Source organism: Acidocella facilis ATCC 35904 (assembly GCF_000687875.1).
In the GTDB taxonomy this organism is placed as follows: domain Bacteria; phylum Pseudomonadota; class Alphaproteobacteria; order Acetobacterales; family Acetobacteraceae; genus Acidocella; species Acidocella facilis.
Map to the genome: position 1 here is coordinate 1 of NZ_JHYG01000024.1, position 19,298 is coordinate 19,298.

The following is a 19,298-nucleotide window of genomic DNA, read 5'->3' on the forward strand; positions in this document are numbered from 1 at the left end:
TTAAGGCACCTCTGAATAAGTGACCTTGAAGGGCAACGGCGGCATTTCTTACACTCTATTTTTTTTGCGGGGAGAGGGTTGCATGCGTCAGTCGAGCTTTGCCGGAGTTGGCTTTGAGCGTTACGGCAAGACGACGCGGCGTGCGGCATTTTTGGCGGAGATGGAGCAGGTCATCCCCTGGGGCGATCTCTACGCGTTGATTGAGCCTGTGTACCCGAAGGCCGGGAAGGGCCGCCGGCCTGTTGGGCTTGGACGGATGTTGCGCATCCATTTTCTCCAGCATTGGTTCAACCTGTCTGACCCAGCGGTTGAGGAAGCGCTTTACGAATCGGCCTCGATGCGCCGTTTTGTTGGTATTGACCTGGGTCAGGAGCCTGTCCCCGACGAGACGACGGTCTGCAAATTCCGCCACTTGCTGGAGGTGCACGATTTCGGGCGGGTGCTGTTTGAGCAGGTTCATGCTCACCTTGAAGCGCGCGGGATCAGGATATCCACGGGCACGATCGTAGACGCGACGATTATCGCGGCACCGTCTTCGACCAAGAATGCGTCCGGCCGGCGCGATCCGGAGATGCACCAGACCCGCAAAGGACAGCAATGGTATTTCGGCATGAAGGCGCATGTGGGCGTGGACAGCAAAACCAAGATCATTCACGCGGTGGTGGCAACGGCGGCGAACGTGCATGACAGCGCAGTTCTGGGCGATCTGCTGCATGGCGAGGAAACCCGCGTCTGGGGCGACCAGGCTTACCGCGGCCAGCGCGACGTCATTCGCGAACATGCCCCGCGCGCCAAGGACTTCACCAACCGGCGCTACCGGCATCGCGGCATGGTGGACGAGGCGCAAAAGGCGCGAAACCGCACCAAGTCCCGGGTGCGGGCCAAGGTCGAGCACTGTTTCGCGGTGATCAAGGGCGTGTTCGGGTTCACCAAGCTGCGTTATCGAGGGCTGGAGAAGAACGCCCAGCGCTTGTTTGTTGCCTGCTCTTTGGCCAACTTGTTCATGATCCGAAGACAGTTGATGCCCGTCTGATTGGCCAAGCCGCAAAAATGCGGCGGTTCAATGCCCTCAGCAGGCAATACAAACGAAACCAATCAGCCAAGACGTCGCCAATGACGTTCCGCCAACGGACAAAAATGCCGGGCCTGAAAATCAACCCTTATTCAGAGATGCCTTAATTGCACCAAGAAGTGCTGTCGAATATCTTCTTCGCCCATTCCATAAAACGTTTGAGGGCTGAGTTCCATCACTTTTGTCATGTTCTCCATTACGTTTAGGATGTGAGTATACTCTGCCTCTTCCAGTGTGGGTTCGGGTTTAAAGGGGGGCGATGCTGGTAGATTGAGCGGCGTTAATTTTCGTCTAATATCAGGTGTCCGATACGTCGGTTGAGCATCTGGTCGACGTTTCATAGGAAATCCAAGAGAAGCTACTAAACTTTTTGACGTTAGAAGTTCAGGTTTTCTTTGTTCGATATATTGCGAGGCAGGAGGCTGGATCTGTTGAGGGATATTTTGAAGTTCGTGACGAAGTCTGTTCAAATGAACATTAATACTCGTTAAAATTTTTTCGTAATCAGACTTAAGTTGTTCTGGTGTACGCCCGTTTGTGGTCAATGCGATCAATAATTCTTGTCCTACTATTTTTGCGCTTGGACCTGGGATTGATCGTTGTGATGGAGCGATGTTGAAAATATGCGCGTCGCCAGAAAAAGGGACATGGAAAGTAACGATGTGCCTTTGGATAGTATGTCGCCCGTGGCCTCTGTCTAGGAACACATCATAAGTATAGCTATTTACTTCTTGAGCTATCTCTCTTTCCTCAATCGTTGTGTCATCGGGTTGAAGAGTAGGAACAAAGACTTGGTTTGAAGCCAAGATTTTATCAATCAAATCTTCTTTGGAGAAAGATAGTATGGTGTTTTCGTCAAATTGACGCAGTTCTGTTAGTGCTTTTTGTATAGCGCTGCGAGAAAAATCGTATGACGAAGTGCCAGCAAATAGAGAATCAGGTCGATCATACATGCTAAACACCATCAAATAATATCTGTTGCTGCCATTCAGCAGTAGATATTATGTTGAAAGATGTCGATTGGCTATTACGATCTATTATGATGAGGAACAAAACCGGGCAATGTGCCCGGTTTTGTAAAAAACGTCGTTACGCGGCGCTCTTAATCGCCGCCGCTTTCACGTCCTCGTCCACATGCTCGGCAAAGCTCTCGAAATTCTCGATGAAGCGCTGCACCAGGCCCTTGGCGGCGGCGTCGTAGGCAGCCTTGTCGGACCAGGCCTGGCGGGGATCGAGGACCTCGTCGGGAACGCCGTCCACATGCACGGGGATGGCGAGGCCAAAGAACGGGTCGGTGCGGTAGTCGACATGGTCGAGCTCACCGTTCAGGGCGGCGTTCAGCAAGGCGCGGGTGTGCTTGATGGACATGCGTTTGCCGACGCCATAGGCGCCGCCGCTCCAGCCGGTATTGACCAGCCAGCAATGCGCGCCGTGCTGCTTGATCAGCGCTTGCAGCAGTTTGCCGTAAACCTGCGGGTGGCGGGGCAGGAAGGGGGCGCCGAAGCAGGTGGAGAAGGTGGCCTGGGCGCCGCTGCCCAGCCCCTTTTCGGTGCCCGCCACGCGCGCGGTGTAGCCGGAGAGGAAATGGTACATGGCCTGCGCCGGGGTGAGGCGCGAGATCGGCGGCAGCACGCCGAAGGCATCTGCGGTGAGCATGATGATGTTTTTCGGCATGCCGCCCTGGCCGGAAAGCTCGACATTGGGGATGAACTCGACCGGATAGCAGGCGCGGGTGTTTTCGGTCAGGGTGCGGTCGGTCAGGTCCAGCCGGCCGCGCGGGTCCGCCACCACATTTTCCAGAACCGTGCCGAAGCGGTGCGAGGCGGCCCAGATTTCCGGCTCGTTCTCCTCGGAAAGGTCGATCACCTTGGCGTAGCAGCCGCCTTCGAAATTGAACACGCCATGCGGGCCCCAGCCATGCTCGTCATCGCCGATGAGCCGGCGGGTGGGGTCCGAGGAGAGGGTGGTCTTGCCGGTGCCGGAGAGGCCGAAGAACAGAGCCGCATCTTCATTCGGGCCGATATTGGCGGAGCAATGCATCGGCAGCATGCCCTTGGCGGGCAGCAGCCAGTTCATCACGGTGAAGATGGATTTCTTGATCTCGCCCGCATATTCGGTGCCGGCGATGACGATGAGCTTCTCCGCGAAGGAAAGGGCGATGGCGGTGGAGGATTTCACCCCGTCCAGCGCCGGGTCGGCCTCGAAATCCGGGGCGTGGAGGATGACGTAATCCGGCTCGAACCCGGCCAGCTCGCCCTCGGCCGGGCGGATGAACATGTTGCGGGCGAAGAGGGCGTGCCAGGCGCCGGTGGTGACCAGGCGCACCCGGATGCGGTGGTCCGGGTCCGCGCCGGCGTACAGATCCTGGGTGAACAGCTCGCGCCCCTGCAGATAGGCCTGCACGCGGCCCTTCAGCACGGCGAATTTGTCCCGCGGCAGGCGCTGGTTGATCTTGCCCCACCAGATGTCGTTGGTGGTCTCGGGCTCGTCGACGACGAATTTGTCGGCCACCGAGCGGCCGGTATGGATGCCGGTTTTGACGATCAGCGCGCCCTCGGCGGAGAGGCGGGCTTCGCCCTTGCGCAGCGCGTGGGCGGTGAGGCCCGGGGCGGTGAGGTTGGCATGCAAGGCGGCGGCGAGGCGCACGCCCGTCCCTTTCAGCGGGGCGGCATCGCGGAGCGCGGATTTATCGGTCATCGGCTGGGCTATTCCTTCTGGAAACGCGGATATGCACGATGGTTCATATGCGCGTCACGCCGGAGATTCAACCGGGCGGGCGCATGGCGGATTTGAAAATCTGATTTTGCAGCGCGGCGAATTGGAAAGATGACGCATTCGCAAAACCGCCGACATAATTTGAGCCTAAAATAAATAGCTTCCAGAAGGTGAAGTCTGCGAAGTCTATATACTGAGTGGCGTAAGGGTGGGTTTTCAGGAAAATCTCGCGCTTGGATTTGTCCGGCAGCGCCCTGGCCTCGCCGGTCAGGCAGAGGCGCGGGGTGGTTTGCGGGTTGTCGCTGGCAGGGGTGCCGGTGACGAGCAGGGCGCAAGCGGGGTGGGCGCGCAGATGGCGCGTATGCACGGCCAGGTTGGAGAGCAGCAGGAGGGGCTGGGCGTCCTCATCCAGCGCCGGGGTGACCAAAGCGGCGTGCGGCATGCCCTCATGCACCGTCGCCAAGGTGGCGCTGCGGGCGGTAAGGAGCAATTGCGCGGCGTCCTGAAGTCTTTGCTCTTGATTTACTGCCATAATCCGGTCACTCCCTGGCGGCAGAAAGGCCATAACCGCCACTGATTGGGTCTGCACGATGAAACAAACCATTGCCCTGGTCGATGACGACCGCAATATCCTCACTTCGGTGCAGATGACACTGGAGGCCGAGGGCTTCGTGGTGCGCACCTATACCGATGGCGAAAGCGCCCTGCAGGCGCTGCTGGCCAAGCCGGTGGATCTGGCGGTGCTGGATATCAAGATGCCGCGCATGGACGGGATGGAGCTGCTGCAGAAGCTACGCGCCCGCTCGGCGCTGCCGGTGATTTTTCTCACCTCCAAGGATGACGAGCTGGACGAGCTGATGGGGCTGCGGCTGGGGGCGGATGATTATATCACCAAGCCGTTCAGCCAGAGGCTGCTGCTGGAGCGCATCCGCGCCCTGCTGCGCCGGCATGAATCGACCCGTGCGGAGGCGACCGGCGCCACCCCGGCGAGTATCCTGACCCGCGGCGATCTGAGCCTGGATGAGACCAAGCATCAATGCCTGTGGAAGGGCAAGGATATCCAGCTGACGGTGACGGAGTTCCTGTTGGTGAAGGCGCTGGCGCAGCGCCCGGGCATGGTGAAGAGCCGGGACCAGCTGATCGACGCCGCCTATGGCGAGAATGTCTATGTGGATGACCGCACGATCGACAGCCATGTGAAGCGGCTGCGCAAGAAATTCCGCAATGTGGATGGCGAGTTCGACCAGATCGAGACGCTGTACGGCATCGGCTATCGCTATAAGGACGCCTGAAGCTGGCCCGGAAAACCCGCCTGTCGCGGTTGCTGCGCGACATTCTCCTGGTGAATTTGCTGCCGCTGGTGCTGATCTTCGCGGCGCTTTTGTATCTGGACCAGTATCAGCAGGGGCTGCTCTCCGCCGAGGTGTCGGCGCTGCGCGAGCAGGCGCGGATCTATGCCGGGGCGATCGCCGAGACGGCGGTGCAGGAGACCAACAACCAGCCGGCGTTGAATGCGGACCTGGCGCAGCCGCTGCTTTATTCCCTGACCGAGCCGACGCCGAATGCGCAGGCGCTGATTTATGGCGCGGATGGCGAGCTGATCGCCAATTCCAGGGTGCACCCGGGGGCGGGCGGGGCGATTGTGACGGAGCCGCTTTCGGCGCCGCCGCCGCCAGGGCTGTTCTCGCGGGTGATTTCCTTCATCTATGACCATCTCTCCGGCTCGGTGACCGGCAACCAGGATGAATCCGGGGTGATCGGCTCCGGCGCCGGGCAGGACCCGAACACGCTGGGCTGGCAGCCGGATGCGCGCACGGTTTTGCAGATGACCAACGCCGCCCAGGGCAAGGAGGCGCCGCCTTTCGTGCGCCGCGACCCGCAGGGGATTTTGCTGGTGACGGTGGCGGAGCCGATCGAGCATGGGCAGCAATCGGTGGGCACGGTGCTGCTCACCCGCGAGGCCTCCGAGGTGGATGCGGCGGTGCTGGCGGTGCGGATTTCCATTCTGCTCCTGTTCGCCCTGGCGTTGGCGCTCACCGTCATCGTCTCGTTCTACCTTTCGCGCACCATCGCCAGCCCGATCTCGCGCCTGGCGGCGGCGGCGCAGCGCATGCGCGAGGGCCGGGCCGGGGCGCAGACGCTGCCCAAGGCGGTGACCGGCCGCAATGACGAGATCGGCACGCTGGCGCGCACGCTGGAGGGCACCTCCCAGGCGCTTTGGTCGCGCATGGATGCGATTGAGAAATTCGCCGCCGATGTCGCGCATGAGATCAAGAACCCGCTCTCCTCGATCCGCTCGGCGGTGGAAACGCTGACGCGGGTGGAGGATCCGGCCCGGGCCTCGCGGCTGCTGGCCATTGTCAACCAGGATGTCTCGCGGCTGGACCGGCTGATCACCGATATTTCAGACAGTTCGCGCCTGGATTCGGAGCTGTCGCGCAGCCGCTATGAGATTGTCGATATGGCGCGGCTGCTGGCGACGCTGGCGGAGATCCACGACGCCACCCGCAAGGTGGGCGCGCCCTTCATGGAGGTGGACGTGCCGGCGGCCGATCTGCTGGTGCGCGGCTCCGAGACAAGGCTGGTGCAGGTGCTGCGCAACCTGATCGGCAATGCGATCTCCTTCAGCCCGGCGGAGGGCAGGATTTATCTGCGGGGGCGGCTGACCGGCGGGCTGGTGGAGCTTTCGGTGGAGGATGAGGGGCCGGGCATTCCGGACGGCAAGCTCGATTCCATCTTTGACCGCTTCTATTCCGAGCGGCCGCAGAATGAGCAGTTCGGCAGCCATTCCGGGCTGGGTCTGTCGATCTCGCGGCAGATCGTGGAGGCGCATCAGGGCCGGATTTCGGCCGAAAACCGCCGGGACGAGGAGGGCCACGTGATCGGGGCGCGCTTCGTCATCCGGCTGCCTAAGGCGGGGGAGTGAAGCGATGCTGAGCGTGATCGACCATCCTCTGGTGCAGCATAAGCTCACCTTGCTGCGCAAGACGGAGACCACCACCGGCGGCTTCCGTCGGCTGGCGCGGGAGATTTCGCTGCTGCTGGCCTATGAGGTGCTGCGCGACCTGCCGCTGGAGCCGATCACCATCCAGACCCCGATGGAGGAGATGCAGGCGGTGCAGGTGCAGGGCAAGAAGCTCTGCTTCATCTCGATTCTGCGCGCCGGAGCGGGAATTCTGGACGGGATGCTGGATCTGGTGCCGGCGGCGCGTGTTGGCCATGTCGGGCTCTACCGGGACCATGAAACCCATGAGCCGGTGGAATATTACTTCAAGGTGCCCGAGGCGCTGGAGGAGCGGCTCTGCGTGGTGGTGGACCCGATGCTCGCCACCGGCCATTCCGCCGCCGCCGCCGTGCGGAAGCTGAAGGATGCCGGGGCGCGGCAGCTGAAATTCGTCTGCCTGCTGGCCGCGCCGGAAGGTGTGGCGCATTTCGAGGCGGCGCATCCCGATGTGCCGATCTATACCGCCGCTTTGGACCGGCAGCTGGATGAGAATGCCTATATCCTGCCCGGGCTGGGCGATGCCGGGGACCGGCTGTTCGGCACCAAATGACCGCCTCCTGATGACCGCCAAGCCGGGCGAGATCGCGCCCTCCAAGCCGATGAAGAAGGCGGACGTGGCGCCGTTTCTCACCGCCATCGCCGCGGGGAATGACGATCCGCGCACGGAGCTGGAGTATGGCACGCCGTTTCAGCTGCTGATCGCGGTGATGCTCTCGGCCCAGACCACCGATATCGCGGTGAACAAGGTGACACCGGCTTTGTTTGCGGCAGCACCCGATGCGGCGTCGATGGCGGCGTTGGGGGCGGAGGGGATTGGCCGGCATATCAAATCCATCGGCCTCTGGCAGGCCAAGGCGAAGAATGCGGCTGCGCTTTCCCGGCAATTGCTGGAGCGCCATGGCGGTGAGGTGCCCGGCGAGCGCGAGGCGCTGGAGGCGTTGCCCGGGGTGGGCCGCAAGACCGCGAATGTGGTGCTGAACGAGATTTTCGGCCTGCCGACGATGGCGGTGGACACGCATATTTTCCGCCTCGGCAACCGCACTGGCATTGCCCCCGGCGCCACCCCGCGCGCGGTGGAGGAGGGGCTGCTGAAGCGCATCCCGAAAGAGATGCTGAAGCCGGCGCATCTCTGGCTGATCCTGCACGGGCGCTATGTGTGCAAGGCGCGCAAGCCGGAATGCTGGCGCTGCGCCGGCGCGCCCTGGTGCAGCTTCAAACCCAAACCCACCGCCCCCGCCGGGCTGAAAGCGACGCCATGAGCCAGACCGAACCTTATTTCCTGGAAGATACCGACGAGACGGCGATCTCCTCGGACGTGGCCGGGCTGGGCAATCTGCTGGTGACCACGCAGATCCCGCTACGCCCGGATGGCGAGCTGGAGCTGGGCGATATCGTGACGCAGAGCGAGGCGACGCTGACCTGCCTGAAGACCTCGCTGGAGGCGGCGGGAGGCAGGCTGGCGGATGTGATCCATCTGACGATCTATCTGACCGACATGGCGGATCGGCCGGCCTTCAATGAGGTCTATTGCCGGTTTTTCGCCAAGCCCTATCCGGTGCGCTGCGCGGTGGGGGTGAGTGCGCTGATGGACCCGGCGATGAAGGTGGAAGTGACGGCGATGGCGGTGCGCAGGGGTTAGCAAAAGTTTTTTGGTGCCGCTTTTTTTTAAAAAAGCGGCGAAAAACGCTGGGGTTAACCCCAGAGCGGCGCGCTCTGCCCCACATCCAGCGTGAAGAACCGATCCGGTGAAATCCCGGCCTGGGCCAGCGCCAGGGTGAGCTCCTTCTCCGGCGCGTCGATCGGCTCGGCGGTGAGCTGGAAGGTGCCGAAATGCATGCCCACGGCGCGCTTGGCCTGCAGATCGCTGAAAGCCTGCACCGCCTCCTCGGGGTTCATGTGCACGCTCTTCATCACCTCGCGCGGGGCGTAGGCGCCGATGGGCAGCAGCGCCAGGTCCGGCGCGCCGAGGCGGCGATGGATCTCGGTGTAGAATTTCGTGTAGCCGCTATCCCCGCCGAAATAGAGCTTATGGCCGTGATAATTGACCATGAAGCTGACCCAGAGTGTCTGGTTGCGGTCCCATAGGGTGCGGGCGGCGAAATGCCGGGCGGGGGCAGCGGCGATATGCGCGCCCTGCACGGTCACACTCTCCCACCAATCCAGCTCGGTGGCGCCGGGGAGCTGGGCGCGCTTCAGAAAGGCGGCATTGCCCAGGCTGGTGACCAGATGCGCCGCCGGGAAGCGCTTGCGGATCTGGCGCAGCGAGTCGAGATCCATATGGTCGTAATGATTGTGCGAGAGCAGGATCAGATCGATAGGCGGCAGCTGCGCGATGCGCAGGCCGGGATCGCGCACGCGCTTTGGCCCGGCGAAGCGTACGGGGGAGCAGCGCTCCGAAAATACCGGGTCTGTTAACATTGTTAACCCGCCAAAGCAGACCAGGAAGGAGCTATGGCCGATCCAGGTGACGCTTGGTGTGGCGGGGTCCGGCGCCGGGTAGGGTTTGTTCTCGATGCGCTCCGGCCATTGCGCCCAGAGGGCCGGGTTTCTGGTCATCCTGGCTCGCAGGATTCGCATCATCCCGCCCCGGCTGCGTTTGCCGGTCTGCGGCGCGGCCTCGGGATTGAAAAAATATGTACCGTTGAAATGATCAGTTTCGGAAGAGCGCATTTGCATGATATTGGGAAGCGCGCGAACGACTTAAATAGCCGGAAACGTCTTGTTACAGCCAGTTATCCCGGGTTTTGGCGCCGTCTGCCGTGTTAGATACCTTGTATCGGCGCGCACGCAACGGATATGTAATCCGGGACTTATAAGGATTGTGGATCAGCAGCGATGACTGAGGTGAAAAAGACCCGGGTTTTGATCATTGGCGCCGGCCCGGCGGGTTACACGGCGGCGATTTACGCGGCCCGTGCCAATCTGGCCCCGGTGCTGGTGGCCGGGTTGCAGCCCGGCGGGCAGCTCACCATCACCACGGAGGTCGAGAATTATCCCGGCTTCGCCGATCCCATCCAGGGCCCCTGGCTGATGGAGCAGATGGCCAAGCAGGCCGAGCATGTCGGCACCGAGATCATGTATGATCTGATCACCAAGGTCGATTTCTCCAAACGCCCCTTCATCGCCGAGACCGATGGCGGGATTGTGTTCGAGGCGGAGAGCGTGATCATCGCCACCGGCGCGCAGGCGCGCTGGCTGGGGCTGGAGTCCGAGAAGACCTACCAGGGCGGCGGCGTTTCGGCCTGCGCCACCTGCGACGGGTTTTTCTATCGCGGCAAGAAGGTGGCGGTGGTCGGCGGCGGCAATACGGCGGTGGAGGAGGCGCTCTACCTCACCCATCACGCCAGCCATGTCACGCTGATCCATCGCCGCAACAGCTTGCGCGCCGAGCGGATTTTGCAGCAGCGTTTGTTCGAGAATCCGAAAATCTCGATCATCTGGGATCATGTGGTCGAGGAGATCACCGGCACGGCCAGCCCGGCGGTGGTGACGGGGCTTAATCTGAAACATGCGACGACCGGTGAGGCCAGGCAGATCGAGGTGGATGGCGTGTTTATCGCCATCGGCCATTCGCCGACCACCGCTTTGTTCCACGGCCAGGTGCAGCTGGATGATGAGGGTTATATCATCACCCGTCCCGGCACCACCGAGACCTCCATCCCCGGCGTATTCGCGGCCGGCGACGTTCAGGACAAGATCTACCGTCAGGCGGTGACGGCGGCCGGCACCGGCTGCATGGCGGCGCTGGAGGTCGAGAAGTTTCTGAGCCATATTCCTCTGCACGTCAGCGAGGCGGCATAAAATGACCGGACAAAAAATGGATTGGGACAAGCTTCGGGTTTTTCACGCTGTCGCCGAGGCGGGCAGCTTCACGCATGCGGGGGATACGCTGAATCTCAGCCAGTCCGCCGTGTCGCGGCAGATTTCGGCGCTGGAGGAGGCGCTGGCGGTGCCTTTGTTTCACCGCCATGCGCGCGGGCTGATCCTCACCGAGCAGGGTGAGGCGCTGAACCGCACCGTGCGCGAGGTGTTCGCCAAGCTGGCGATGACCGAGGCGCTGCTGGCCGAGAGCAAGGAAAAGCCGGCCGGGCGCTTGAAAGTGACCACCACCCACAGCTTCGGCGTGACCTGGCTGGCGCCAAGGCTGAAACATTTCCTCGCGGCGCATCCGGATGTCACCGTCTCGCTGCTGCTGGATGATACCGACCTGGATCTGGCGATGCGCGAGGCGGATGTCGCCATCCGCATGCATCCGCCCCGCCAGCCGGACCTGGTGCAGCGCCATCTGGGCGAGATCCGCAGCCAGATCTGGGCCTCGCCGGATTATCTGAAGGCGAATGGCACGCCGGAGAGCGCGGACGATCTGGACAAGCATAAGCTGATCCTGTTCGGCGACCGCAAGCCGCCAGTGCCGGATGTGAACTGGCTGGGCGAGCTGGGCCGCAAGGATGGCACGGCGCGGCGCGGGGTGCTGGAGGTGAACTCGCTGCAGGCGATGCTTGCCTGCATCCGGGCCGGCATCGGCATCGGCGCGGTGCCGGATTATCTGGTGGGCGATTCCTCCGGCCTGGTGCCGCTGCTCGCGGATGTGAAGAAGCCGCCGGTGGATATGTATTTCGTCTATCCGGAAGAGCTGCGGAACTCCAAGCGCGTCGCGGTTTTCCGTGACTTCCTGGTGAATTCTATTGCGGAACGCAACGGCGTGAAGGGCTGAAGTGAGGCGCGCCCTGGAGTCGTCCGGGGCGCTGCTACACCATGTTACACAAGATCAACAGGGTTACGATTTTCACACTTAAAAAATCTCTGATGTGGCTTATATACAACATATCCAGTCCCGAGAGGGGTTGGAGTGGGACTTCGGTCCCAACGTCTCCCAGACGTGAAGCCTCCCTGTTGACTTGACCCGCTGGCCATTGGCTGGCGGGTTTTTTTTCGTGCCGAAGGATGAGATGCGGTTTTGGGATGAGACGAGCCGGGGGCTGAGCCTGGCGGTGAAGGCGCAGCCGGGGGCGAGGCGGGTGGCGATTGGCCCGGTGGTGCCGGCGGCCGCGGCGCCTGGGTGGCCGCAGGCGCGGCTGAAAGTGGCGGTGAACGCGCCGCCGGAGGATGGCAAGGCGAATGAGGCGATCATCGCGGCGCTGGCGGCGTGGCTGGGGGTGAAGCCCGGCACGATTACGCTGGTGGCCGGCCAGACCAGCCGCGAAAAACGCTTCCTGATCACGCCCTCGGTGCCCGTGCCCGAATTATAGAAGCGCCCGGGCCGGAAGGTCACAAAAGTTTTTGGGGGTGTGGGGACTTTTTTCAAAAAGTCCCCACGTCTGCTTCTAGAAAATCACCAGATCATCGCGGTGGATGACCTCATCGCGCCCCCGAAACCCCAGCAGCCCCTCGAAATCCTCGGAGCGATGGCCGGCGATGCGCGCCGCGTCCTGGCTGGAATAGGCGGTGAGGCCGCGGGCGATGCGGGTGCCATCCAGCGCCAGCACGTCCACCGGATCGCCACGCTCAAAGGCGCCGTTGACCGCCCGGATGCCCGCCGGCAGCAGCGAGGAGCCCTTGGCCAAAGCGCGGGCAGCGCCGTCATCGATGGTCAGCGTGCCAGCGGGGGCGAGGTGGCCGGCGATCCAGCTCTTGCGGGCGGAGCGGCCTTCCGGGGCGGGCAGGAACCAGGTGCATTTCGCCCCGGCGGCGACGGCGGCGATCGGGTTCTCGCGGTTGCCGATGGCAATCGCCATGGCGCAGCCGGCCTGGGTGGCGATCTGCCCGGCGACCAGCTTGGTGCGCATGCCGCCGGAGGAATAGCCCGGCGGCGGCTCGCCGCCCATGGCCATGATTTCGGGCGTCAGCGTCTCCACCACCGGGATATGGGCGGCGTCCGGGTCCTTGCGGGGGTCGGCGGTGTAGAGCCCGTCAATGTCGGAGAGCAGCAGCAGCGCGTCGGCCTGCACCATCTCGGCGACGCGCGCGGCCAGCCGGTCATTATCGCCATAGCGGATCTCGGCGGTGGCCACCGAGTCGTTCTCATTGATCACCGGCACGCAGCCCAGCGAGAGCAGGGTGGCGAGGGTGGCGCGGGCATTGAGGTAATGGCGGCGGTTTTCGGTGTCGCTCAGCGTGATCAGCAGCTGCGCGGCGGTGAGGTTTTTCTCCGCCAGGATTTGCGCCCAGGCCTGGGCCAGGCGGATCTGGCCGACGGCGGCGGCGGCCTGCTTCTCATCCAGCCGCAGCTTGGCACCGCTGAGCCCCAGCTGCCGACGGGCGAGCGCGATGGCCCCGGAGGAGACGACGATCACCTCCGCCCCATGCGCCATCAGCTCGGCGATATCCGCCGCCACGCCACGCAGCCAGGCTTCGCGCGGGCCGGCGGTTTCGGGGTCGACGATCAGCGCCGAGCCGATCTTGATGACAATGCGCTTGGCGGATTTCAGCGAGGGGATCATGCCCCGGCGCGCTCCGCCTTGGCCTCGTTGATGACATCCTGCAAAGCGCGCAGCACCTCGCGCACGCCCTCGCCGGTGACGGCGCAGATGCTCATCACCTTCGCGCCAGAGGCTTTCGCCAAAGCGGATTTGCGGGAGGAGAGCTCGCGCGGGCTCATCGCGTCGGTCTTGTTCAGCACGATGATCTCGGGCTTCTCGCTCAGCCCGCCGCCATAGGCTTCCAGCTCGCCGCGGATGGTGCGCCAGGCATCCACCACGCCGCCGGCCGCGCCATCGATGAGGTGCAGCAGCACCGCGCAACGCTCGACATGGCCAAGAAAGCGGTCACCGAGCCCGATGCCTTCATGCGCGCCCTCGATGAGGCCGGGGATGTCCGCCAGCACGAATTCCTCGGACATGTTCAGCCGCACCACGCCGAGCTGCGGGTGCAAGGTGGTGAAGGGATAATCCGCGATTTTCGGGTTGGCGCCGGAGACCGCCTTCAGGAAGGTGGATTTGCCGGCATTCGGCAGCCCGACCAGCCCGGCATCGGCGATGAGCTTCAGGCGCAGCCAGACCCAGCGCTCCTCGCCCGGCCAGCCTTTGTCGGACCGGCGCGGGGCGCGGTTGGTGGAGGTTTTGAAGCGGGCATTGCCGAAGCCGCCATCGCCGCCTTTCAGAAGCACGATGCGCATGCCCGGCTTGTCGAGATCCGCCAGCATGGTCTCGCGCTCATCATCGAAAATCTGGGTGCCGACCGGCACCTTGATGACGAGCTGCGGGGCGCCGGCGCCGGTCTTGTCCGACCCGGCGCCATTGCCGCCTTTTTTCGCCTTGAAATGCTGGGTGTAGCGGAAATCGATCAGCGTGTTCAGGTTTTCGACAGACTCGAAGATGATGTCCCCGCCCTTGCCGCCATCGCCGCCATCCGGGCCGCCGAATTCCACATATTTCTCGCGCCGGAAGGCGGTGACGCCATCGCCGCCATCGCCGGATTTGAGGAAAATTTTCGCCTGGTCGAGGAACTTCATCGGGGGAACTCAGTCTTAAAAAAGGGGCGGCCTGGGCATAAAAAAAGCCGGCTCGCGCCGGCTTTTTCGGGTGGGCGCGGGCCCAAAACCTTACTCGGCGGCCTGGGCCACCGGCTCCACGGAGACGTGCACGCGGTCATCAGCCTTGCGGGTGAAGACAACCTTGCCGTCCGCCAGAGCGAACAGGGTGTGGTCACGGCCGACGCCGACATTCAGGCCGGGCTTCACCTTGGTGCCGCGCTGACGGACCAGGATATTGCCGGCGATGACAGCCTGGCCGCCAGCCTTCTTGAGGCCGAGGCGGCGGCCTTCGGTATCGCGACCGTTGCGGGACGAGCCGCCAGCTTTCTTATGTGCCATTGGTGAGTGCTCCTTTAAGCCGCGTTGATGCCGGAGATGCGCAGCACGGTGACGTGCTGGCGATGACCGTTCTTACGGCGGCTGTTCTGCCGGCGGCGCTTCTTGAAAATCAGGACCTTATCCAGGCGATCCTGGGCGATGACGGTGGCGGTAACCGAAGCGCCGGCGACCACGGGGGCCCCAAGCTTCAGGCTGCCTTCGCCGCCGACGGCGAGGACATCAGTGAAGGTAACCGTGCTGCCGGCTTCCGCCTCCAGCTTCTCAACCTTCAGCACCGCGTCTGGCGTGACGCGGTATTGTTTGCCGCCGGTGCGGATGACTGCGAACATGGTATAATCCAATCAGGTGTCGACTCAAAACCTAGAGCGCGCCCAGGAGACCCCAGCCGCGACGAGTGGCGCGTTATAGCCGGGCCAAGGGCGCTGTCAATGCTGATTCTGCTTCCGGCACGGTTTGGTTTTTTGCAAGCCTGTTGCGGTGTGCCCCACCCTTGCCTATAAGCCCCCAGCCGAGACCCACGGAGAGGTGCCAGAGTGGCCGATTGGGGCAGTCTCGAAAACTGTTGTACGTGCAAGCGTACCGTGGGTTCGAATCCCACCCTCTCCGCCACAGACCGTTTAAGCGTTTGATTTGCTTAAATTATCTCGATTTCCCAGGGCTTTTGGCCGCCGACTGTAGCACCGAACTGTTACGCCAGAGGTCATGGAAAAGATGCCGGAACACCATGGCGGCATTGTCATTCCAACCGCCGACCAGACAGAGCCCCAAAGGCTGCCCCTGCCGCCAAAATTCAGGAAGGTGGCCCTTCCCGGAGCGATCTTTTGGGACGCAAATGGGTTTGCGAATATTGCGGTTTCAGGGATGCAAGGCTTGGCGGCGTTGTTACCTCTTCCGATGAGGAGGGTGTCGCGAGCCGAAGGCGTGAGCTGCTAGAGCCGCTTGGCCCAAATGAGCGTCGCGGCTTTTTGTCATTCCGAATTGCGGCCGACGTCGGTCGTGATAGCATGCTTGCAGCACTGGAGATGCAGCATGCCTGAAACGCCATCCTCGCCGCTCGACCTGTCATTGTTCGATACGGGGCCTATGTCTCTTCCCGCCGGGGAGCCTGCACCGTCCCTCCCGGCGCCCTTGCCCGAGGCGTTGGCGCCCCTACCACCGGCGCCGCGTCTGGTGGAGGTTGCGAATCTGCCGTCTGAGGAGCTTGCCGCCGCCCAGGCTCAGGCCGCCAAGATCGACTTCGCGTCCTCCACCTCGCTGATGGCCCATGGCGAGGGCGCGCTGTCAGGCATCGCGGCGTCATCCCGGCAGCTGCTCTCGGGCGTGCGGCTGGGCGATGCCGGTGAGGCCGGGCAGATTGCCGCCGCCGTGCTTGATGGCATCAAGATCCTGCGCATTTCGGACCTTCAGGCGGAAGCGGCGGCCGGCGTGCAGCGCCCTGGCCTGTTCGGCAAACTGCTCGGCGGCATCGCCCAGGCGCGCAGCGCCTTCCAGGGCTTTGCCGAAAGCCGCAAGCAGTTCCTCACCCTCATGGACCAGGAGCAGGCCAAGGCGCGCAAGACCAAGGCCGATCTCGCCGTGTCCATCCAGCTGCTGGACCAGCAGGCGGCGTCCATCCGGGAGGGGCTGTATAACCTCAAAATTGGCATCGCCGCCGGGCAGATCGCGCTGGATCGCGCCGAAGCGGAGTTGGAAGCGAAGGGCCTGCGCGCGATCGAAACACAGGAGGCCGCGGATGCCGCCGAGGTTCAGGCCTTCCGGTCGGGGATCGCGAATTTCCGCGCCAAGCTTGCCGACATGCGCGAGGCGCTGGTGGGCAGCGCCATGCTCATCCCCATCATCGCCCAGAACCGCGCCGCCGCCGAAACCCGGATGCTGAAGATTTCCAACGGCATGCTGGTGGTCATCCCGCGGCTGATGGCGGTGGCCAGCCAGGCGGTGGTGCAGGTGGAAATCCGCAACGCCGCCGATGCCGCCGCCAAGCTGGATGAGGCCAATCGGCAGATCACGCTGCTGGCCGCCAAGGGCGCGCATGACGCCGCCGTCACCGCCGCCCAGTCGCGCGGCGGCGATCCACGCAATATCGATGTGCTGGCCCAGGTGGCGGATGAGACCATCCGGACCATGAACGAGGTGATCGACATCGAGCGCGAGGCGGCGGCGCAAGAGGCCGCGCGGGAGCAGAAGCTGGCCGAGATCCGCGCCAAGCTGGTGATCGGCATGCAGGGGGTGAATGCGCGGGTGTTGGAGACATGAGCGAGAATTTCGACCTCCAGGCGGCATGGCTGCGGCGCTTTTCCGCGGATGCCGCCTCCCATCTCGGCGCCTTCGCCCATCGCCTGGCCGAGGCGCTGCCCGGGCAGGTCACGATCCATGAGAAGAAGGGGATGTTTGCCAGGTCCGGCACCGTCACCGGTGTCACGCTGGAGCTGGGCGAGAGCCGTTACAAGCTGGAGATCGTCAACGGCCATCTGGTCGCCAGCATCGCCATGGTGGTGCGCGGCATTACGCTGAACACCAAGACCATCGATGCCGCCGAATGGTTCGCCCGGCTGCGGGCCGAAACCGAGAAAGCCTCGGCCCATGCCCAGGCGCTTAGCGCCTCCCTGCAAGCCTTCATGGTGTCCTGATGGGGCTGTTCGATTTCATCAAGGGCAAGACGGCGGACCAGAAGCAGGCCGAGGCGCAGAGCGCCCGCCGCCAGGCGGACATTCTCAACAGCGTGCAGACCGGGCGGATTCCGCGCGACACGCTCGCCCGCCTCACCGAGACCGTCGAAGGCCGTAAGCCCTGGATGGCGACGCTGACGCCGGCTGAGCTGCGGCTGGCGCGCTCCCACGGGCTGAAGCCCATCGCCGCCATCTCCGCCACCTGCTGGCTGCATTATGGCTGGTCCTGGACGCTGGGCCACGCGCAGGGCTGGGAGACGGCGCTGAAACGCCTGGCGGATGAGGCGCGCGCCTGCGGCGCCAATGCGGTGCTGGATGTGAAGATGCGCACCATTCCGCTGGATGTGGACAGCTCCATGGATTTCTCCCTGACGGGGACGGCGGTAAAACTGGAAGGCCTGCCGCCCTCGAACGATCCGATCATCGCCACCGTCCCGGCGCTGGAATTCGTGAAGCTGTTGGAGGCCGATGTCGTGCCGACGGGCATTGCCATCGGCGCCCATTACGAATGGCTGCGTGACTGGCGCGGTTACGCCGCCAATCCCAGCTTGTGGTTCAATGTCGAAGCCAGCCAGCTTTCCGGCTTGTGGGAGATTGTGCGCCGCAAGGCGCACGCCAATCTGCGCGAGACGGCGCGGCCACGGGGGAATGGTGTGCTCGCCCATGTCAATTTCTCCCAGATATTTGAGGTGGAGCGCGACTATGGCCAGCAAAAAATCAAGGAATATCTCGCCCGGCATATTGTGGTGGCGACCACGGTGGATGCCCGCCGCGGCACCAAGTTGCCGCATGATGTCGTGATGATGGTGGATATGCGCGACGGCTTCTCGCCCCTGACCGGCACTGCCGCGCACCATCAATCCTACGCCACGAACCAGACTGACGGAGCCATCTGAACCATGACCTTGAATTTGCCTTTGCACGCGCAGGAACGCCTGAAAGGGCTACGCTCCTCGGCCCATTCCACCGGCGTTTTCACATCCGATTTCTCGGTCAATGAGTTTCTGCTGGTCCGCAAGGCGGGTTTCGAGCCGATTGGCCTTTGCGTGGGCTCCTGCGTTTACCATGTCGGCGTTCAATATTCCTCCTGGGGCAAGAACCAGGAGATGGAGGTGCTCTCCAAGGCCATGTACCATGCCCGTGAACTGGCCATGAGCCGGATGCGCGCCGAGGCCGCCGCCATGGGGGCCGATGGCATTGTGGGGGTGAAGCTGACCATCAAGCGGCTGGAATGGGATGAGCATCTTCTTGAGTTCATCGCCATCGGCACCGGGGTTGTGCATGGCGAGGGCCATAAGGGCTTTCGCGCTCATGATAACGGGCCGTTCACCTCGGATCTCTCAGGCCAGGATTTCTGGTCGCTGCTGCATGCGGGCTACCGGCCGGTGGAAATGGTGATGGGCTCCTGCGTCTATCACGTGGCGCATCGCGGCGTGCTCTCCGGCCTTGGCGCGGTGGGGCGGAATGTCGAGCTGGAGAACTTCACCGCCGCGCTCTACGAAGCCCGCGAAATCGCCGTCGAGCGCATGCAGCATGAGGCGGCTTCGGCGAAGGCGGAGGGTGTCGTGGGTGTTGATATTCATGAGGGAAGCCATAATTGGCAACCGCATGTCATCGAATTCTTCGCCATTGGTACGGCGGTGGTGCCTCTGGCGGCCGAAATCGCCCCGGAGAAAATCCCCGACCCGATGATGGTGCTTTCCGTCAACGATTAGAGCAATATGTGTTTAGATTGGCGTGGCAGCGTCAAGATAAACACATGAAATTGCTCGCTAAAACAAAACCTAGAACCTCAAGCTAAAAGCTTGAGGCTCTAGGTCGTGTCTGCATTCATCGTAGCCAAATCATGGCGCAAGCGAGATGTACGAAGCCCATGAAGGCTTTGATGGTTTTTTCGCATCTGAGGGCGATTCTGCGGAAGCGTTTGAGTTTATTGAAGAAGCACTCGACCTGATGGCGCTCCTTGTAGAGCCTCCAGTCGATTGGGGGGCTTATGGCGCGGCTGGGATTAGCCTTGATCTGAGCGGTTGC

The 19,298-nt window shown here is 62.9% G+C and carries 22 protein-coding genes and 1 tRNA gene; 14 read left to right on the top strand and 9 right to left on the bottom strand.

Annotated elements, in window-relative coordinates; translation table 11 throughout:
- Nucleotides 1–82: 82 nt before the first annotated feature.
- Nucleotides 83–1,033: an IS5 family transposase gene (locus T331_RS0115875; RefSeq protein WP_026440420.1), complete on the top strand. Its 951-nt coding sequence runs from the start codon at nucleotides 83–85 to the stop codon at nucleotides 1,031–1,033.
- Between the two features lie 131 nt (nucleotides 1,034–1,164).
- Here the strand turns inward: T331_RS0115875 and T331_RS20095 are convergent, their stop codons facing one another.
- The 3 genes from T331_RS20095 to T331_RS18735 form a co-directional block, all read right to left on the bottom strand.
- Nucleotides 1,165–2,025, bottom strand: a complete 861-nt coding sequence (locus tag T331_RS20095; RefSeq protein ID WP_155992757.1) for a hypothetical protein — start codon at nucleotides 2,023–2,025, stop codon at nucleotides 1,165–1,167.
- A gap of 136 nt (nucleotides 2,026–2,161) precedes the next feature.
- The gene (locus tag T331_RS0115880) at nucleotides 2,162–3,769 is read right to left on the bottom strand and encodes a phosphoenolpyruvate carboxykinase (protein ID WP_026440741.1); all 1,608 of its coding nucleotides are present in this window, start codon (nucleotides 3,767–3,769) and stop codon (nucleotides 2,162–2,164) included.
- A 67-nt stretch (nucleotides 3,770–3,836) separates the two neighbouring features.
- Nucleotides 3,837–4,319, bottom strand: a complete 483-nt coding sequence (locus T331_RS18735; RefSeq protein WP_162173919.1) for a pyridoxamine 5'-phosphate oxidase family protein — start codon at nucleotides 4,317–4,319, stop codon at nucleotides 3,837–3,839.
- Nucleotides 4,320–4,377: 58 nt separating this feature from the next.
- Here T331_RS18735 and T331_RS0115890 point away from each other — a divergent pair, with 58 nt between their 5' ends.
- Genes T331_RS0115890 through T331_RS0115910 form a run of 5 tightly spaced genes read left to right on the top strand, consistent with a single transcriptional unit; the run spans nucleotide 4,378 to nucleotide 8,430 of the window.
- On the top strand, nucleotides 4,378–5,079 hold the full coding sequence (locus tag T331_RS0115890) for a response regulator transcription factor (protein ID WP_008493894.1): 702 nt from the start codon (nucleotides 4,378–4,380) through the stop codon (nucleotides 5,077–5,079).
- Nucleotides 5,080–5,081: 2 nt separating this feature from the next.
- A complete protein-coding gene (locus T331_RS0115895) occupies nucleotides 5,082–6,713 on the top strand; it encodes an ATP-binding protein (protein WP_155992758.1) in 1,632 nt (543 codons plus the stop codon).
- Between the two features lie 4 nt (nucleotides 6,714–6,717).
- The gene (gene upp, locus T331_RS0115900; protein WP_026440743.1) at nucleotides 6,718–7,341 is read left to right on the top strand and encodes a uracil phosphoribosyltransferase; all 624 of its coding nucleotides are present in this window, start codon (nucleotides 6,718–6,720) and stop codon (nucleotides 7,339–7,341) included.
- A 10-nt stretch (nucleotides 7,342–7,351) separates the two neighbouring features.
- Nucleotides 7,352–8,050, top strand: coding sequence for an endonuclease III (gene nth / locus T331_RS0115905; protein WP_026440744.1), 699 nt, complete (start codon nucleotides 7,352–7,354; stop codon nucleotides 8,048–8,050).
- The gene (locus tag T331_RS0115910; protein WP_026440745.1) at nucleotides 8,047–8,430 is read left to right on the top strand and encodes a RidA family protein; all 384 of its coding nucleotides are present in this window, start codon (nucleotides 8,047–8,049) and stop codon (nucleotides 8,428–8,430) included. Before nth ends, T331_RS0115910 begins: the two co-directional genes overlap by 4 nt.
- 53 nt (nucleotides 8,431–8,483) lie before the next feature.
- Here T331_RS0115910 and T331_RS0115915 read toward each other — a convergent pair whose 3' ends face one another.
- The gene (locus T331_RS0115915) at nucleotides 8,484–9,461 is read right to left on the bottom strand and encodes an MBL fold metallo-hydrolase (protein WP_026440746.1); all 978 of its coding nucleotides are present in this window, start codon (nucleotides 9,459–9,461) and stop codon (nucleotides 8,484–8,486) included.
- 165 nt (nucleotides 9,462–9,626) lie between these two features.
- Here T331_RS0115915 and trxB point away from each other — a divergent pair, with 165 nt between their 5' ends.
- From trxB to T331_RS0115930, 3 genes are all read left to right on the top strand, one after another.
- Nucleotides 9,627–10,592 (top strand): thioredoxin-disulfide reductase, encoded by a 966-nt coding sequence (gene trxB, locus T331_RS0115920; RefSeq protein ID WP_026440747.1) that lies wholly within the window; start codon nucleotides 9,627–9,629, stop codon nucleotides 10,590–10,592.
- A gap of 16 nt (nucleotides 10,593–10,608) precedes the next feature.
- Nucleotides 10,609–11,505: a LysR family transcriptional regulator gene (locus T331_RS0115925; protein ID WP_026440748.1), complete on the top strand. Its 897-nt coding sequence runs from the start codon at nucleotides 10,609–10,611 to the stop codon at nucleotides 11,503–11,505.
- Between the two features lie 235 nt (nucleotides 11,506–11,740).
- Complete coding sequence (locus tag T331_RS0115930) at nucleotides 11,741–12,040, top strand: DUF167 domain-containing protein (RefSeq protein WP_026440749.1); 300 nt, start codon at nucleotides 11,741–11,743, stop codon at nucleotides 12,038–12,040.
- Nucleotides 12,041–12,115: 75 nt separating this feature from the next.
- Here T331_RS0115930 and proB read toward each other — a convergent pair whose 3' ends face one another.
- From proB to rplU, 4 genes are all read right to left on the bottom strand, one after another.
- Nucleotides 12,116–13,231, bottom strand: coding sequence for a glutamate 5-kinase (proB, locus tag T331_RS0115935; RefSeq protein ID WP_026440750.1), 1,116 nt, complete (start codon nucleotides 13,229–13,231; stop codon nucleotides 12,116–12,118).
- Entirely contained in the window at nucleotides 13,228–14,241 is a 1,014-nt protein-coding gene (gene obgE / locus T331_RS0115940; RefSeq protein WP_008493906.1) for a GTPase ObgE, read from the bottom strand. Before obgE ends, proB begins: the two co-directional genes overlap by 4 nt.
- Nucleotides 14,242–14,331: 90 nt before the next feature.
- Nucleotides 14,332–14,601, bottom strand: coding sequence for a 50S ribosomal protein L27 (gene rpmA / locus T331_RS0115945; RefSeq protein ID WP_008493907.1), 270 nt, complete (start codon nucleotides 14,599–14,601; stop codon nucleotides 14,332–14,334).
- A 14-nt stretch (nucleotides 14,602–14,615) separates the two neighbouring features.
- Nucleotides 14,616–14,930, bottom strand: a complete 315-nt coding sequence (rplU, locus tag T331_RS0115950) for a 50S ribosomal protein L21 (protein ID WP_008493908.1) — start codon at nucleotides 14,928–14,930, stop codon at nucleotides 14,616–14,618.
- A gap of 190 nt (nucleotides 14,931–15,120) precedes the next feature.
- Here rplU and T331_RS0115955 point away from each other — a divergent pair.
- The 5 genes from T331_RS0115955 to T331_RS0115975 all read left to right on the top strand — a co-directional run bounded on the left by T331_RS0115955 (nucleotide 15,121) and on the right by T331_RS0115975 (nucleotide 18,982).
- Nucleotides 15,121–15,210, top strand: a tRNA-Ser gene (locus T331_RS0115955).
- Between the two features lie 474 nt (nucleotides 15,211–15,684).
- Nucleotides 15,685–16,854 carry a toxic anion resistance protein gene (locus T331_RS0115960; protein ID WP_211248751.1) on the top strand — a complete coding sequence of 390 codons (1,170 nt, stop codon included), beginning with the start codon at nucleotides 15,685–15,687 and terminating at the stop codon, nucleotides 16,852–16,854.
- Entirely contained in the window at nucleotides 16,851–17,228 is a 378-nt protein-coding gene (locus T331_RS19285) for a hypothetical protein (RefSeq protein WP_051622440.1), read from the top strand. Before T331_RS0115960 ends, T331_RS19285 begins: the two co-directional genes overlap by 4 nt.
- Nucleotides 17,228–18,163 carry a heavy metal-binding domain-containing protein gene (locus tag T331_RS18745; RefSeq protein ID WP_051622441.1) on the top strand — a complete coding sequence of 312 codons (936 nt, stop codon included), beginning with the start codon at nucleotides 17,228–17,230 and terminating at the stop codon, nucleotides 18,161–18,163. Before T331_RS19285 ends, T331_RS18745 begins: the two co-directional genes overlap by 1 nt.
- A gap of 3 nt (nucleotides 18,164–18,166) precedes the next feature.
- Nucleotides 18,167–18,982: a heavy metal-binding domain-containing protein gene (locus T331_RS0115975; RefSeq protein WP_008493913.1), complete on the top strand. Its 816-nt coding sequence runs from the start codon at nucleotides 18,167–18,169 to the stop codon at nucleotides 18,980–18,982.
- A 115-nt stretch (nucleotides 18,983–19,097) separates the two neighbouring features.
- Here the strand turns inward: T331_RS0115975 and T331_RS0115980 are convergent.
- A partial coding sequence (locus tag T331_RS0115980) for an IS5/IS1182 family transposase (RefSeq protein ID WP_026440514.1) occupies nucleotides 19,098–19,298 on the bottom strand: 201 nt, incomplete at its 5' end.

What these genes read in the sequence shown, in the direction of transcription:
- T331_RS0115875 (WP_026440420.1), top strand. Translation starts at nt 83, where the DNA reads ATGCGTCAGTCGAGCTTTGCCGGAGTTGGCTTTGAGCGTTACGGCAAG.
- T331_RS20095 (WP_155992757.1), bottom strand. Translation starts at nt 2,025, where the DNA reads ATGTATGATCGACCTGATTCTCTATTTGCTGGCACTTCGTCATACGAT.
- T331_RS0115880 (WP_026440741.1), bottom strand. Translation starts at nt 3,769, where the DNA reads ATGACCGATAAATCCGCGCTCCGCGATGCCGCCCCGCTGAAAGGGACG.
- T331_RS18735 (WP_162173919.1), bottom strand. Translation starts at nt 4,319, where the DNA reads ATGGCAGTAAATCAAGAGCAAAGACTTCAGGACGCCGCGCAATTGCTC.
- T331_RS0115890 (WP_008493894.1), top strand. Translation starts at nt 4,378, where the DNA reads ATGAAACAAACCATTGCCCTGGTCGATGACGACCGCAATATCCTCACT.
- upp (WP_026440743.1), top strand. Translation starts at nt 6,718, where the DNA reads ATGCTGAGCGTGATCGACCATCCTCTGGTGCAGCATAAGCTCACCTTG.
- nth (WP_026440744.1), top strand. Translation starts at nt 7,352, where the DNA reads ATGACCGCCAAGCCGGGCGAGATCGCGCCCTCCAAGCCGATGAAGAAG.
- T331_RS0115910 (WP_026440745.1), top strand. Translation starts at nt 8,047, where the DNA reads ATGAGCCAGACCGAACCTTATTTCCTGGAAGATACCGACGAGACGGCG.
- T331_RS0115915 (WP_026440746.1), bottom strand. Translation starts at nt 9,461, where the DNA reads ATGCGCTCTTCCGAAACTGATCATTTCAACGGTACATATTTTTTCAAT.
- trxB (WP_026440747.1), top strand. Translation starts at nt 9,627, where the DNA reads ATGACTGAGGTGAAAAAGACCCGGGTTTTGATCATTGGCGCCGGCCCG.
- T331_RS0115925 (WP_026440748.1), top strand. Translation starts at nt 10,609, where the DNA reads ATGGATTGGGACAAGCTTCGGGTTTTTCACGCTGTCGCCGAGGCGGGC.
- T331_RS0115930 (WP_026440749.1), top strand. Translation starts at nt 11,741, where the DNA reads ATGCGGTTTTGGGATGAGACGAGCCGGGGGCTGAGCCTGGCGGTGAAG.
- proB (WP_026440750.1), bottom strand. Translation starts at nt 13,231, where the DNA reads ATGATCCCCTCGCTGAAATCCGCCAAGCGCATTGTCATCAAGATCGGC.
- obgE (WP_008493906.1), bottom strand. Translation starts at nt 14,241, where the DNA reads ATGAAGTTCCTCGACCAGGCGAAAATTTTCCTCAAATCCGGCGATGGC.
- rpmA (WP_008493907.1), bottom strand. Translation starts at nt 14,601, where the DNA reads ATGGCACATAAGAAAGCTGGCGGCTCGTCCCGCAACGGTCGCGATACC.
- rplU (WP_008493908.1), bottom strand. Translation starts at nt 14,930, where the DNA reads ATGTTCGCAGTCATCCGCACCGGCGGCAAACAATACCGCGTCACGCCA.
- T331_RS0115960 (WP_211248751.1), top strand. Translation starts at nt 15,685, where the DNA reads ATGTCTCTTCCCGCCGGGGAGCCTGCACCGTCCCTCCCGGCGCCCTTG.
- T331_RS19285 (WP_051622440.1), top strand. Translation starts at nt 16,851, where the DNA reads ATGAGCGAGAATTTCGACCTCCAGGCGGCATGGCTGCGGCGCTTTTCC.
- T331_RS18745 (WP_051622441.1), top strand. Translation starts at nt 17,228, where the DNA reads ATGGGGCTGTTCGATTTCATCAAGGGCAAGACGGCGGACCAGAAGCAG.
- T331_RS0115975 (WP_008493913.1), top strand. Translation starts at nt 18,167, where the DNA reads ATGACCTTGAATTTGCCTTTGCACGCGCAGGAACGCCTGAAAGGGCTA.